We start from the raw sequence: 14,563 nt of genomic DNA, 5'->3' as shown, positions 1-14,563 counted from the left end.
CTTGCCTCCGCGGGAATGACATTGGGGCCATGCAACAACGTAGGTACAGAATGACAGTGTCTTTAAACCATTAATAATCTCTCCAGTAATTGATTCGTTTCCGTAATAATATTTTTGTCCGTTAATTTCTTGGTGAATATCAACTTGTTATCAGGTTTTATTTTAGTTTGCTGTGGATATTGGCTTACGAATTTTATAACCTTTTCTGCCATATCGGCATTTTTATAAAATCTTATTACAAAACCATTCTCACCTGAATCCAAATTTTCGATATTTAGCTTAAAGCATACCAATTTTATTTTTACTATATCAAGTAAATTATTAAATTCAGTAGGGATCAAACCAAACCTATCAATCATTTCATCTTTAAATTTTTCTATTTCTGTATTATCGCTTAAGCTGCCTATCCTTCTATACAACCCAAGTTTAAGAACAGAATCCGATATATAGCTGTCCGGAATAAATACCGGTAGCCCTAAATTTATTGTCGGTATAAAATTTTGTTCTAAATTCTGCGGCTCATTTTTTAAAATAGCTATTTGCTCTTCTAGCATTTCCTGATAAAGCTCCGTGCCAACTTCCTTAATTTGCCCCGATTGTTCTTCCCCAATTAAGTTACCGAAACCACGTAAATCCATATCATGGCTAGCAATTGTAAAGCCTGATCCTAAAGCGCAACTATTTTGGATAATTTCTAAACGCCTTAAGCTATGTTTGGTTATTTTTTTATTACCACCTACCGTTAAATAAGCATATCCCCTAACTTTACTTCGTCCGATTCTTCCCCTTAACTGATATAATTGACTAAGCCCTAACATATCCGCCCTGTGAATAATCATAGTATTTGCGTCGGCTATATCAATACCCGATTCAATTATTGTTGTCGAAATCAGTATATCAAATTTACCGAGATAAAACTCACTCATAATTTCATCAATTTTATTCGCTGCCATTTTGCCGTGAGCTACCTTATATCTTAGCTCAGGCACAATTTGTATTAATTGCTTTTCAACTTCTGGAATATCATTGATTCGTGGTACTACGTAGAAACTTCTACCGCCTCGGAAATGCTCACGCAGTAAGGCGTCTCTAACAATAACGGGATCAAAAGGCATAACAGCGGTGCGAACTTCTAGCCTATTCATTGGCGGCGTGGCTATAATGCTCAGCTCTTTAAGGCCGTTCATCGACATTTGTAAAGTTCGAGGAATCGGCGTTGCCGACATTGCTAAGACATGTACAGAGGATTTTAGCTCCTTTAAAAATTCTTTTTGGCTAACGCCGAAATGTTGTTCTTCATCGATTATTAATAATTTGAGATTATGATATTTGATATTTTTATGTAATAATGAGTGAGTACCAATTATTATATTTATTTCTCCATTTTCAATTTGCTGTCTGACAATTTTAGCTTCTTTCGTATTAACAACACTAGATAACTGTTTGATATTTAGCTCTAAATCTTTAAATCTTTCTAAAAACCTTAAATGATGTTGACTGCATAAAATAGTTGTAGGTACTACCACAGCGATTTGAGGTAGATGCTCGTTTAGAGATTTCGCTACCATAAAGGTAGCACGCAATGCAACTTCCGTTTTCCCAAAACCAACATCGCCGCATATTAGCCTATCCATTAATATTCCGGAGCTTAAATCGTTTTTAATATCATTTATAGCATTTAATTGATCTTCAGTTTCAGTGAAGGGAAATTTATTACAAAATTTATTATATTCATCAAGATCAAATTCTATTGCAGACGAAAGATTAAGCTTTCTTTTAGCGGCTATTTGTAGTAATTGCAGAGCAATTTCCTTAATACGGTTTTTTAATTTAGCCTTATTTCTTTGCCATGAAGAACTTCCAAGCTTATCAAGCTCAGCGTTGCTATTGCCATATTTTTTTATAACTTCAATATTTTCAACAGGGATATATAACTTATCATTACCAGCATATAAGATTTTTAGGAAATCATGCGCTTTACCTCTAATCTCCAGGGTTTCAACTTTTAAAAATTGCCCTATTCCATGATCTTTATGAACAACAAACTCTTCTTCAGTTAAATTATCCAGTTCCAGTAAGATATTTTTAAGCTTACGATTTGTATCTGAGGGGGAGTTATTAACTAATTTTTTTTCAAGTACGTCACTAGCGGCGATAAATAAATATTGCTCGGTATAAAAACTATAATTAAGAGGAATGCGAGCAAGGTTTATGAGCCCGGTTTTTGCATCATTCAGTCCGCTAACTTCATTATATTTATGATCGTAACTTTCTATTATACTTTTTAATCTTTCTAAACCACTAACTGAAGAACAGCATATTATGGGAATTTTAGAATAATTAGCAGTTACTATTTCAAATAATTTATCAAAAACTGTTTTTTTCTCGGTAAAGCTAGTAGAAGTGATATTCTCAAGTAAACCGGCCTGATCAGAATTTTCTGAAATGAATAAAATATTTTCTTCCTGTGCAAGTAATTTTATTACTTCAGCAGAGGTAAAGTATAATTGTGAAGGTTCAGGAGCAGGGTAGAAATTATTAAATTTAAGCTTATTAGATTCTATTCTTGCCTGATAGAAATCATTATAGCTATGTTCAAATTCTAAAATAGCCTGTTTGGATAAGTTATCAAAAATAATTATTGAGTTGTCTAAATAATCGATTAAATTATAACAGGAATCATAGAATAGTGGTAATAACTGCTCATAACCCGGAAATTTTCGCCCTTCCATTATTGCTTCGTATAATGGAAGGTTTGTATGATTTACGCCGAAATTTCGTAAGTAATTATCTTTAAAATTACTGATTGTTTCAGAATTTAAGATTATTTCACTTGCGGGACTGATCATTAATTCCGTATGAGATTTAGTAGAGATTTGGCTATCAATATCAAATTCCTTAATCGATTCAATATGATCCCAGCTAAAATTAATTCTGTAAGCTTTAGGGCCTGATAAAATTACATCAATAATTTCACCTCTCACTGCAAACTCACCGCTATCGACCGCACTGGCATTTCTGGTAAAACTATTACTTACTAAAAAATCGGCAAGTGAAGCGGTAGTAATTTCCATTTTAAGAGAAAGTTTTAAAGATGATTTGACAAAAAAATCCGGGGGAGGTAATTTATCTAGCAAATTAGTAGCTTGAGTAATAATTATATTCTTATTGTCATTTGTTACTAACCTGGTTAAAATATTTGCTCTAGTCGATAAAATATTTTGATTGGGCGAGATATGGTCATAAGGAAGAGTATCTGTAGAAGGAAAATATAATATATTATCAGTAGAAGAAAAAAACAAAGCCTGTTTATATAGTTTTATTGCTTCTTCTTCATTACTCGCCAGTAAAATAATATTTTTACGTGGGTTGCTTATAGAATACCGATTAGCAAAAAAACTTTTTGCCACCGATGGAAATTTTTGCGTCAACATTATTGATTTTTAACTTTTTGAAAATTCACGTAATAAATTTATTATTTTAATATTTAAATAAAAGGGAACAAGAGCTTTGCCAGTAAGCCAATTATAAAGATCGTTATCATCCTGATCAAGTATTAAAGCAAAATCCTCAAGGTTTTTTTCGTCTAGTTTAAATAGAAATTGTTCGGTAAATTTGCTAAATATATAATCCGTTTCCCTACAACCTCGATTTTTGCTTCGATAAAAAAGTTTTTTTTGAAAATCTTTTTTATTTAATTTATTCATAAACTAATCTTGCAAAAATTTTTTATAATAATATTATAAAAGTTATAAAATACCAAGATAATTCTTGATGTTATTTTAGTACAGCATTGTTGCGTAAAACGATTTTACACCGTCATTGCAAGGATTTACGATGGCAAACGATGTGGCTCTAATCGTAAATTGCCATGCTCCTTCAAATCGTTTGCAACGATGCTTTTGCAGGGATAAAATTGAAATTAGAAAGATCAAAATATATATAATTATGAATGTTAAAAATATAAATTCTTTAGTAGCTTATAGTTTAATTATGGCCGATAAAGATGCTGTTCTTATAGATGTTAGAACTCAAGAAGAGTGGAAAACAACAGGTGTGCCCTGTTTAAGCGATAATAATAAAGTAGTTTTTTTAAGTTGGCAATTAGCCCCTAATATGTTATTAAATAAAGATTTTGAACCGCAGTTTATCTCATCTATTAAAAATACTAAGAGTAATATATTTTTTTTATGTCGTTCTGGCTACAGATCACTTTCGGCAGCAACTTTTATAGCTCAAGTAAACTGTGAAAACGGGGGATATAAAAATTGTTATAATATTATTGATGGATTTGAAGGAAATAACCGTGATATCGGCTGGAAACAAAATAACTTACCATGGCAACTTTAAGTGAATACTAATCAAAGTCAGATAATTTTAGAAAATCATCCTGATAATTTTATAAATATTTGGGGGCAGGTAGCTCAGGATCTTTATAAATATTATGGTGAAGCACTTTATAATAGTTGGTTTAGCAAAATCAATTTCATAGAATTTTCTGTTAACAATGTTATACTCTGTGCACCGACAAATTTTATTCGAGACTGGGTAAGATCAAAATATTCTGTTGTTATATTACAATTATTTCAGCATTATAACGAAAAAATAAAATCGATAGAAATAATTACCAAAGAATTACCATTATTAGAAAAAACTACTTTAGAATTACCTACCAAATCTTTTGCAAGTTTAGAAACGAATGACCTTAATTCAGAAAATATTTTTTCAACACTAGATGTTCGTTTTACTTTCGATAATTTTGTTGTTGGAGCGCCTAATGAATTAGCCTATGCGGCAGCAAGAGCCGTTGCCGAATCGAGTAATGTAGTGTCCGAGTCGAATCCACTTTTTTTATATGGCGGGGTAGGGCTTGGAAAAACACATTTAATGCATGCTATTAGTTGGTATATAAAGCAAAATAACCCGAACCGTAAAGTTATATATATGTCGGCGGAAAAATTTATGTATCAATTTGTTAAGTCTTTGCGTAATAAAGATGTAATGTCTTTCAAAGAAAAATTTCGCTCTGTTGATGTATTAATGATAGATGACATTCAATTCATTTGCGGAAAAGATAGTACGCAAGAAGAGTTTTTCCATACTTTTAATACTTTGATCGATAATAATCGTCAAATGGTTATTTCTTGCGATAGATCGCCATCAGATTTGGATAATATTGAAGATAGAATTAAATCACGTCTAGGGTGGGGGCTTGTTGCAGATGTACACAGTACTACTTATGAATTACGCTTAGGTATTTTAGAGTCTAAGCTTGAACAAATGAATATTCATATTCCAAAAAATGTTATTGAATTTCTTGCTGCTAAAATAATCTCAAATGTCAGAGAGTTAGAAGGAGCTTTGAATAAAGTTATTGCTCATTCCAATCTTGTCAGCAAGGAAATAACTTTAGAAAATACGCAAAATATTTTGCGAGATTTGTTACGTTCCAATGAAAGAATAATTACCATTGAAGATATTCAAAAAAAGGTGGCAAGCCGTTATAATATTAAATTTTCCGATATGTCTTCGGTAACAAGGCAACGCTCGGTGGCAAGGCCTAGGCAAATTGCCATGTATCTTAGTAAAGCTCTTACCCCTAAAAGTCTTGCCGATATTGGTAAAAAATTCGGTAAGAAAGATCACACAACCGTTATGCATGCTATAAAGCAGATAGAAAAATTATCGGAAACAGATATAGAGCTACGTGAAGAAATAAATTTGCTCATGAAAATATTACAGAATTGATCTATAAAACGCTATCGTCTTGTTGCGAATTCCCACTTTATACTAACCTCACAAATATCATCAATTCCAAAAGATAAATTTGAGCCCGAAAAGTGATTGGTACAAAAATTATAAAGACGATTTCTATTTGCCATCAAGTTATATGAACCAATTATTTTTATCCGCTCTCTTAACATTTATCTAGGTTCTGTGCCCCTAATTACTCCCTCTAAATTTCCTAAATCATTTTTGGGTATATTATCGGGTAGGGTATTATTATGATATATCCTATGTTTTCATTTCAATATTTCTTTTATTTGTTTATTAATACATAAAAGTTATTTTTATTAAAAAAATAGCAATTTTTATATCACGTGAAGATTAATTTTTATTAATCTTATATTATTTGTAACTTTTACAAAAATTTGGTGTCATTGTTTGGATACAGCACATTTCAGATAGCTTCAGACAAGATGAATTTAAAGGCGAGCTAGCTACGCGTACTACAAGTATGTGAGCACAGGCGAGACCTAAAAAATTCGCTTGTATCAAGCTATCTGAAATATGCTGTACTAAAAACGTAATCAAGAGAATAGGTTGTTTGTGTAAATCGAAATCCTGCTCTGGTGCGGAATCCAGCTCTTTGGATTGTCATACCGTGGCTTGACCACGGTATCCAGAAAATAATTAAAAAAGACTGGATTCCCGCTTTCGCGGGAATGACGCCACAAGGTGTTCTACCGTCATTGCGAGAAGCGTTAGCGACGTGGCAATCTAATGATAAAGCTAAAAGCCGGGAAAAAATAGCAAAAAATGCTATGAAATTATTATTTCTAGATTGCCGCGCTCCTTTCAGTCGTGAGCCATGACGGTTGAGATAAAAACACCTTAAAATTATAAATAATTAAAATTTTGTTCACAGAGCCTAGAAAATAATAAACTTTTAGCATATTTAGTAATCTTCTTCAGATTGCCATGTCGTTGCTATCGCAATTCCTCGCAATAACGTTTAGACGTATCTCTGCTTCCAGGTAAGAAATCTAGGCCTTATTTTGTCATATTAAACAAGGTTTTTGCTGCATCTCTTATAGTAAATACTGAAATAAATTCAGGATAACAAAAAGTGCATTGTTGTATACAACAAAATATTTACTTAATTAAAATATTTACGTTCTTTAATCACCTTGCCGTCTTCAGTAATATTTTCTTCATCTTTTGGGCGTTTTTTATTGATCTCACGATCATTCTCTGAATTTTCTTTAAAACTGCTTTTTGGCTTTGTGTCAACTTTTACTGCTTGTTTTAAAGCTTCAGCATTTTTTATCGTTAATTTTGCTTTACCTTTATTATCAAAGCCGATAAGTTTAACTTTTACTATATCACCGTATTTTAAAACACTAGCTACCGATTCAACTCTTTCTTCAGAAATTTCACTAATATGTACAAAGCCATCTTTGCTACCGAGATAGTTAATAAACGCTCCAGAATCTAATACTTTTACTACAGTGCCATTAAATATTTCGCCAATCTCAGGTTCAATAGCAATTGATTTGACTTTATCCATCGCAATTTTTAATTTTTCCTTATCTGAAGCATAAATAGAAACTGTACCGTCGTCGCTAATATCGATTTTAGCACCACTAATTTCACAAATTTCTTTTATTACTTTACCGCCGGTACCTATCACTTCTCTGATTTTATCTTTATCGATTTTTATACTTTGAGTGCAAGGTGCATACCGGCTAATTTCCGAATTAGAAGAAGTAATTACTTTATTCATCTGCTCAAGAATGTGTAAGCGTGCATTTTTTGCTTGCTCAAGTGCTTCTTTCATTATTTCAAAAGTTACGCCGGATATTTTTATATCCATTTGTAATGCGGTTATTCCTTCGCTACTACCTGCTACTTTAAAATCCATATCGCCTAAATAATCTTCATCACCGAGAATATCGGATAATACAGCAAATTTACTCCCTTCTTTAACGAGCCCCATTGCAATACCGGCAATTGGAGATTTTATAGGAACACCTGCGGACATTAAAGCAAGTGAAGTACCGCAAACCGTTGCCATTGAAGAAGAACCGTTAGATTCAGTAGTTTCTGCAACTACTCTAATCGAGTAAGGAAATTGTGCTTTAGTAGGTAAAACGGAATTAATAGCACGCCATGCGAGTTTACCGTGTCCGACTTCACGACGTCCTGGTGCTCTCATTGGTGTTGCCTGACCAACGCAATAAGGGGGAAAAATATAGTTAAGCATAAAACGCTCTTTATACTCACCTTCCAAGCTATCAACAATTTGTTCATCTTGAGTAGTACCGAGAGTTGCGGTTACTAAACTTTGTGTTTCACCTCTAGTAAATAAAGCTGAACCGTGGGTTCTTGGCAATATTCCTACTTCGCAAGCAATTTGTCTGATATCGGTAGATTTACGTCCGTCAATACGATGATTGTTTTGTAAAATATCGCTACGCAATATGTCAGCTTCAACTTTTTTAAGTGCTGACTCAATTTGGTAGTTATTATAAGTTTTATTAGCAATATCCTCAGCAAAATGTCCAAGAACTTTAGCAGGGATAGCATCTAGGGTAGTACTAAGTTCCTGCTTTGATGTTATGGTAAAAGCTTCTTTTATTTCCTTTCCTACTAGTTGTTCGATTTGTACTTTTAAATCTATAGGATATAAATCGTTCATTTGTAATTTTGGTTTACCAACTTCTTTAGCAAGTTCTTTTATTATCTGAATTACCGGCTGAAATGCGTCATATCCAAACTTTACGCCTGCAAGCATTTGATCTTCAGATAACAAATTAGCTTCTGACTCAACCATCATTACGGAAGTTTCGGTTCCTGCAACAATTAGCTCTAGTTGACTGGATTTTAAGGCTTCAAAGGACGGGTTTAATACAAATTCGCCGTTGATAAAGCCAACTTTACTAGCTGCAACTATTTCGGTATATGGAGCAGGGGATAGGGCTAATGCTGCTGAAGCCCCAATAACCGCGAGAATATCAGTACTACAAGCATCAGGGTCATATGAAAAAACAGTGCAAACTACTTGCGTTTCATTAACAAAAGCCGGATGAAATAACGGTCTAATTGGTCTGTCGATTAAGCGAGATATTAAAACTTCTTTATCCGATCCTTTACCTTCGCGTTTAAAAAAACCCCCCGGTATTTTACCTGCTGCACTTGCCATTTCTCTATAATGAATAGTTAAAGGGAAAAAACCTATACCTTCTTTTGCTTCCTTAGCACTTACTGCCGTACATAATAATACGGAGTTACCCATTTTTACCATTACTGCACCATCCGCTTGTCTTGCAATCTTACCGGTACTTAGTTCAAGAATTTTCCCACCCCATTCTACCGTTTTCGTTATTTCATTAAACATTTTCATCTCACAATTATAATTGGTTTTATTTGTTAGCGTTAAATTCAGTGTCGTTCCTGCTCTGGTGCGGAATCCAGCTCTTTGGATTGTCATACCGTGGCTTGACCACGGTATCCAGAAAATAATTAAAAAAAAGACTGGATTCCCGCTTTTAGCTAGGAATGACGCCGCAAAGTGTTCTACATTAAATCCCTAACGTGTCTTCCTGATTCCTAGTTTATTTATTAGTTCTAAATAATTATTGATATTTCTTTTTTTAATATAATTTAGTAACCTACGACGGCGACCTACCAAGATTAACAAACCTCTTCTAGAAGTGAAATCTTTATGATTAGTTTTAAAGTGCTCCGTTAAGTTATTGATTCTTTCGGTTAAAATAGCACATTGTACTTCGCTAGAACCGGTATCTGCTTCTTTAAGAGCATATTCTTTAATTAATTGTTGTTTACGTTCAGCTGTAATCGACATCGATAAATCTCCTTATTTTATAAATTAAATACACGCATAGAATTAAAGCAATTCTCGTTTAAACTACCGATAGCAAGCAAAGCACCTTGATAACGTACCCATAATAAGGTAACGTTTTTTTCATAATTAAAATAACATTTCTGTCCGTATTTAATTTGTTGTGCTTGCTCAAAAGTAGCATCAAAAACCAGGATGTCGTCCAGTATTGCCTCAATTCTTATACTATTCGCTTCAAGAAATTCTTTTGTTATTTCTTGCGTTGATTCTTCAGGCTTAGACATTATAATAGCATTTTCCATTTTAAACGGCCCAACCTGAGTACGGCGCAATTCTATCACAAATGCCAAACTTTGCAAGTATAATGCCATATCTTCTGCTAAAGTCCTTATGTAAGTACCTTTGGAACATTCAACTTGATAAGTAGCAGTTGCTTTTTCCTCATCAAAATTAATACAGTGTAAATTATAAATCGTTATATTTCGTGCTTTTAACTCTGTAGCAAGTCCTTGCCGCGCAAGCTTATAAGATCTTACCCCGTTAACTTTAATAGCCGAAAAAGCCGGCGGAATTTGTGAGATTAAACCGGTAAATTTAGAGCAAACATCGTAAGCTTCTTTTTTCGCGGGTATATAACTGGTAGTGTTTATTATCTTTCCTGAATAATCTCCACTATCGGTTTGTGCACCAAATTGCAAAGTGAAAATATAAGTCTTTCTGGCATCGATTAATATTTGCATTAACTTTGTTGCTTCACCGACTGCTAAAGGTAAAATGCCTTCTGCCTCTACGTCCAGAGTACCTGCATGACCGATTTTTACCTTGCCAAGTAGCTGCTTTATTATAGCAACAGCCTTTGCGGAGCTTATACCTTTAGGTTTATAGATATTTAACCAATAATTATACCGCTCGTCTTTCAAGAATTGCTTTTTCATTTCATCAGGGATTTGCCCATTAAAGTTATTATATTTTAGCACTTATTAAGTATAAGCTGCGCTTGCTCACCCCTCGAAATAAAATTCAATTCTCGAAATACTTCACGTATATTGTTCATATATTTTTAATAGATTATAAAAAGTATTTGATGTTATTTATATTGCTTCTTTATGTCATTCCCGCGAAGGCGGGAATTCAGAAAAAATAATTTCCTCTTGACTTAAATAAGAAAAATCTTTAGCATAGAATCCTAACCAAGCAATAGTAGGTTAGGCTAAAAGATGGCAATTATTCCGGACATTTCAAAAAATTCTTCTTCCTCGTTAGAAACTAATCTAGACAAATCTACTACCAAAATCAATAAACTTTTAGACTATCTTTGGCCGATAGAGCGTATTGAACTTTCTAAGTTCCTGGCTATAACTCTATTAATGTTTTGTATTTTATTCATTCAGAATTTAATCAGAGCTTTAAAAGATAGTATAGTTAATACCATGATTGGTGTAGAAACTATCTCTTTTCTTAAATTTTGGGGGGTAATGCCGGCAGCTTTTTTAGTCACGGCTATTTATGTTAAGCTTGTTAATAACATGAAAGGGGAGAATATTTTTTACCTTATTATGTCAATTTTTTTGGCATTCTTTGCACTATTTGCTTTTGTTATTTTTCCGAATCATGAAATACTGCATTTAAATACTAATACTGCACAATCATTAATTCATTCTTTCCCTAATTTTAAATGGTTTATCCTACTTTTATCAAATTGGAGTTTTTCTTTATTTTATATTATAGCCGAATTATGGCCGAATGTAGTTTTTGCCTTGCTTTTCTGGCAATTTGTTAATAATGTTACAACAGTTGAAGAATCAAAAAGATTTTATCCATTATTTGGTTTACTTGGACAAACAGGACTCTATCTAGCAGGACAGTTTTTAACAAATTTGGAACATATAAATAAATATTTTACCAATAAATTCGCTTTACAAGCATCTTATAATACTATTTCAATACAAGTCATATTAACTATAGTTTTAATTCTAGGTTTTGTTGCCATTAAAACTTTTTGGTTACTAAATCATAAAATATTAGATAAGCAACATAGAGCATTGTTAAAATTCAAGGTAAAAAAGCAATCAATGACAATTGTAGAAAGCTTTAAAATGATTTTATCGTCAAGGCATATAAGGCTAATTGCTACTTTACTTATTTGTTACGGGGTAGCGATAAATTTAGTCGAGGGACCTTGGAAAGCCGCAGCAACAAAGATTTATAAAACTCCTACGGAATATGCGGCTTTTATCGGTAGTTATTTAAGTTACACTGGAGTATTTACTTTAGTATTTGTCATTTTAGGTTCCAATATTGTTAGAAAACTTGGCTGGTTTACGGCGGCTATCATTACTCCGGTAATGGTTTTTACTACCGGATTATTATTTTTTTCCGTCAATAATTTTGAAGGATTTGCTTTAATAATAGCGACAAGTTTCATTTTAACCGATCCGGCTTTAATTGCCGTTATAATTGGCGCAATTCAAAATGTGCTTAGCAAATCTAGTAAATATACTTTATTTGATTCAACAAAAGAAATGTCTTACATTCCTCTTGAAAATGAATTAAAAATAAAAGGTAAAGCTGCTGCCGACGTAATAGGTACAAAACTTGGTAAATCCGCTAGTGCACTTTTACAATCAATGGTTTTTATTATTCTACCTTCTGCAAGTTATCAGTCAATTTCGTTGTGTTTGATGATAATATTTATTATTACTTGCTCTATATGGATTTGGGCAACAAAGGAATTGAATAAGGAATATACTGAAGCAGTAAAGGATATTAAATAATTAAATAGAAATATTAGCATAAGTAAGGAATCGGTAGAAAATAGGAAGAAAAAGTAAGCATCCAAACTATAAAGCGAATTAAAGCAGACAATCGGTGAAAAAAATATTCTCTGTTAAACCGGGGAAAGAAATAAAACCAGGAGGAAAAATGACAAAATCAACAGTAAGTGATAATAATCGTAAAAAGAGTCCTAATTTAAAACCGCAGGAAACAATAGTATCAAATAGTGAGATATTACAAGAATTTGATCCTCTTACAAACAAAATACTTGATAACGAAGCGCTTAAAAAAGAAGAACAAGAATTTTTGAACCAAAAAGCTCCGCCTTCTTTAGGTGTTAGTCAAGATACTATTATTGTTAATGCTTCCTCTCGTAAAGAAATAATTTCTCCAGAAATTTCTACCTTATCTTCTTCTATAAGTAGCGAAGAAGCCGTTGACCCTATTACTAAAGCTATCAGAGAACAAATCCTTGAAGAGCAAAGAAAAATATTGCGATTGGGGATGGTCGATAAAAATCCTGAGTTAGCGCAACAATTAGAGAATGATGAAAAATTTAGAGAATTTTTACGTACTTTAAATGCAGAGCAAAAAAAACTAATTGATGAAGCTTTAAAAAATGAAAAAATTAAAAAACAACTTGAAGAAATTGAACTAAAAGGCTACCAAAAGATCCATTTAGATTTTAAGGATAACTTTAAAATAATAGAATGGGATGGACCTAAAGGAGAAAATAATAATAAGACCACTACTCAATCTCAAAAAATTACAAATGACGTTGGTGGCGAAATTTGTACTTTAATTGAAACAACGCATGCAATTAAACCTATAACTGTTTTAGATGGAAGTAATAACCCTATAACGATTAAATCTTATCGTACAATAGATTTTCCTACTAAATTTGATGATAATTCTAAAGGTTCAATGCATTTATCGATGGGAGCATTAGACGCAAACGGTAATAGACCGCCCGTGGATCAGGCAATTTACTTTACCGCTCATTACGAAGAAGGGCCAGGAGGAAAACCATTACTTAAAGAGATAAGCTCACCGATGCCAATAAAATTTAATGGGCCAGGTGAAGATGCTATAGGATATGTTGAACATAGCGGAAAAATTTATACGATGCCAGTAACACGCGGCAAATATAAAGAAATGATACAGGAAGTTGCCTTAAATAAAGGGCAGAGTGTTGATTTATCTCAAATAGTGGAAATATCTAAAGATTATCATATCGGGGCGAAGAAGGAGAATGAAATTTCCGGAGTGCAGCATAATAAAGTAGAGCCTGCAGTAACGCCTGCTAGTCCGCCGCCTCTGCCTCCTAGACCTAAGGCTTCAGGACAGGGAGAAGAGGCTGCACCTACTGCTGCTCCTATTTCTACTAACCAGGTACCCCCTCTACCTCCCAAGCCTATAACTTTAGGGCAAGCAGGAGAGAGTAAACCTATCACGCATGAAAGTGTGATGAATGAATTAAAAGGATCTGCAATTTATAAAGAACAAGGAGAAAAGGAAGCTAAAGCAAAACTTTTTTCAGAATTGCCGTTTGCTGATGAATCGCCTGAAGCTCCTAAGCAAGAACCGGAAAAATCTACTAGTTCAGTTCCGCCTACTAAAAAACCTTTTATTTTAGAAAGTTTGTGGCAAGATGATGATTTACCTCCACCGCCTAGCCAAGTACGCAATCAAATACATGAAAAAGTGCAGGCCATAAGAAATACTCTCTCTAGTTCAGCTCCTATCATAAGCTTAAAAAATTCATCACAACAAATAATTGATGAATATAATAAGCAAAATACTTTTGATGAAAAGAAAGATTTTATTGAAAAAAAATTAGTTAACAATAAAGCTTTATCTAAAGAAGAGCGTTTAGGTGTAATAGATAAGTTAAGTGAACAACAAAATAAAAGAAGATCAGCAGTATTTGAAGGTACTTTAAAAGGTGAAACTGCAGCTACCAGAGTTTCATCAGAAAAAACAGAGCTAAAGCCACTGAATATGGATGATTCAGGTATAGAAAAATCACGGAGAGAAGTTGTTACAGATAAGGTTAATGTTAAAGATGATATAAAAATAAGAAATTTTTTAGCAGAGGCTAAAGGTAAAATTAATGAAGAACCCGGCAGAAGTATAAAAACCTTAAGTCAATCTTCTAAAAATATAAGGGAGAAGTAAGGTTTTAGAGCAGAGGTATATAAG

Annotated in this window: 9 protein-coding genes and 1 pseudogene; 5 read left to right on the top strand and 5 right to left on the bottom strand. The window is 33.1% G+C overall.

What is annotated here, in order from left to right:
• Positions 1 to 62 precede the first annotated feature (62 nt).
• The gene (gene mfd, locus OTR29_RS04920) at positions 63 to 3,434 is read right to left on the bottom strand and encodes a transcription-repair coupling factor (protein ID WP_422229604.1); all 3,372 of its coding nucleotides are present in this window, start codon (positions 3,432 to 3,434) and stop codon (positions 63 to 65) included.
• A gap of 9 nt (positions 3,435 to 3,443) precedes the next feature.
• A complete protein-coding gene (locus tag OTR29_RS04915) occupies positions 3,444 to 3,707 on the bottom strand; it encodes a succinate dehydrogenase assembly factor 2 (protein ID WP_422229602.1) in 264 nt (87 codons plus the stop codon).
• Between the two features lie 241 nt (positions 3,708 to 3,948).
• Here OTR29_RS04915 and OTR29_RS04910 point away from each other — a divergent pair, with 241 nt between their 5' ends.
• The 3 genes and pseudogenes from OTR29_RS04910 to OTR29_RS04900 all read left to right on the top strand — a co-directional run.
• Positions 3,949 to 4,350, top strand: a complete 402-nt coding sequence (locus OTR29_RS04910) for a rhodanese-like domain-containing protein (protein WP_422229600.1) — start codon at positions 3,949 to 3,951, stop codon at positions 4,348 to 4,350.
• On the top strand, positions 4,351 to 5,748 hold the full coding sequence (gene dnaA, locus OTR29_RS04905; RefSeq protein WP_422229598.1) for a chromosomal replication initiator protein DnaA: 1,398 nt from the start codon (positions 4,351 to 4,353) through the stop codon (positions 5,746 to 5,748). It abuts the gene before it with no gap.
• 412 nt (positions 5,749 to 6,160) lie between these two features.
• Positions 6,161 to 6,308: pseudogene (locus OTR29_RS04900) on the top strand (palindromic element RPE3 domain-containing protein); the annotation flags it as partial.
• A gap of 572 nt (positions 6,309 to 6,880) precedes the next feature.
• On the opposite strand, the gene pnp reads toward OTR29_RS04900, so the two are convergent.
• The 3 genes from pnp to truB all read right to left on the bottom strand — a co-directional run bounded on the left by pnp (position 6,881) and on the right by truB (position 10,521).
• Complete coding sequence (gene pnp / locus OTR29_RS04895) at positions 6,881 to 9,121, bottom strand: polyribonucleotide nucleotidyltransferase (protein WP_422229685.1); 2,241 nt, start codon at positions 9,119 to 9,121, stop codon at positions 6,881 to 6,883.
• Between the two features lie 192 nt (positions 9,122 to 9,313).
• On the bottom strand, positions 9,314 to 9,589 hold the full coding sequence (gene rpsO / locus OTR29_RS04890) for a 30S ribosomal protein S15 (RefSeq protein WP_422229597.1): 276 nt from the start codon (positions 9,587 to 9,589) through the stop codon (positions 9,314 to 9,316).
• Between the two features lie 17 nt (positions 9,590 to 9,606).
• Positions 9,607 to 10,521: a tRNA pseudouridine(55) synthase TruB gene (gene truB / locus OTR29_RS04885; protein ID WP_422229595.1), complete on the bottom strand. Its 915-nt coding sequence runs from the start codon at positions 10,519 to 10,521 to the stop codon at positions 9,607 to 9,609.
• Positions 10,522 to 10,803: 282 nt separating this feature from the next.
• Between truB and OTR29_RS04880 the strand changes: the two genes are divergently transcribed.
• A complete protein-coding gene (locus OTR29_RS04880) occupies positions 10,804 to 12,360 on the top strand; it encodes an Npt1/Npt2 family nucleotide transporter (RefSeq protein ID WP_422229594.1) in 1,557 nt (518 codons plus the stop codon).
• A 148-nt stretch (positions 12,361 to 12,508) separates the two neighbouring features.
• Positions 12,509 to 14,539, top strand: a complete 2,031-nt coding sequence (locus OTR29_RS04875; RefSeq protein WP_422229592.1) for a Sca4 family spreading effector — start codon at positions 12,509 to 12,511, stop codon at positions 14,537 to 14,539.
• Positions 14,540 to 14,563: the final 24 nt, after the last annotated feature.

Origin of the sequence: Rickettsia endosymbiont of Halotydeus destructor, from assembly GCF_049278075.1 — a bacterium.
Classification (GTDB): domain Bacteria; phylum Pseudomonadota; class Alphaproteobacteria; order Rickettsiales; family Rickettsiaceae; genus Rickettsia.
The sequence above is the reverse complement of the archived record's forward strand: the minus strand, read 5'-3'. Positions and strand labels throughout refer to the sequence as shown.

Coding starts and splice junctions, on each gene's coding strand:
- mfd (WP_422229604.1), bottom strand. CDS start 3,434: ATGTTGACGCAAAAATTTCCATCGGTGGCAAAAAGTTTTTTTGCTAAT.
- OTR29_RS04915 (WP_422229602.1), bottom strand. CDS start 3,707: ATGAATAAATTAAATAAAAAAGATTTTCAAAAAAAACTTTTTTATCGA.
- OTR29_RS04910 (WP_422229600.1), top strand. CDS start 3,949: ATGAATGTTAAAAATATAAATTCTTTAGTAGCTTATAGTTTAATTATG.
- pnp (WP_422229685.1), bottom strand. CDS start 9,121: ATGTTTAATGAAATAACGAAAACGGTAGAATGGGGTGGGAAAATTCTT.
- rpsO (WP_422229597.1), bottom strand. CDS start 9,589: ATGTCGATTACAGCTGAACGTAAACAACAATTAATTAAAGAATATGCT.
- truB (WP_422229595.1), bottom strand. CDS start 10,521: ATGAAAAAGCAATTCTTGAAAGACGAGCGGTATAATTATTGGTTAAAT.
- OTR29_RS04880 (WP_422229594.1), top strand. CDS start 10,804: ATGGCAATTATTCCGGACATTTCAAAAAATTCTTCTTCCTCGTTAGAA.
- OTR29_RS04875 (WP_422229592.1), top strand. CDS start 12,509: ATGACAAAATCAACAGTAAGTGATAATAATCGTAAAAAGAGTCCTAAT.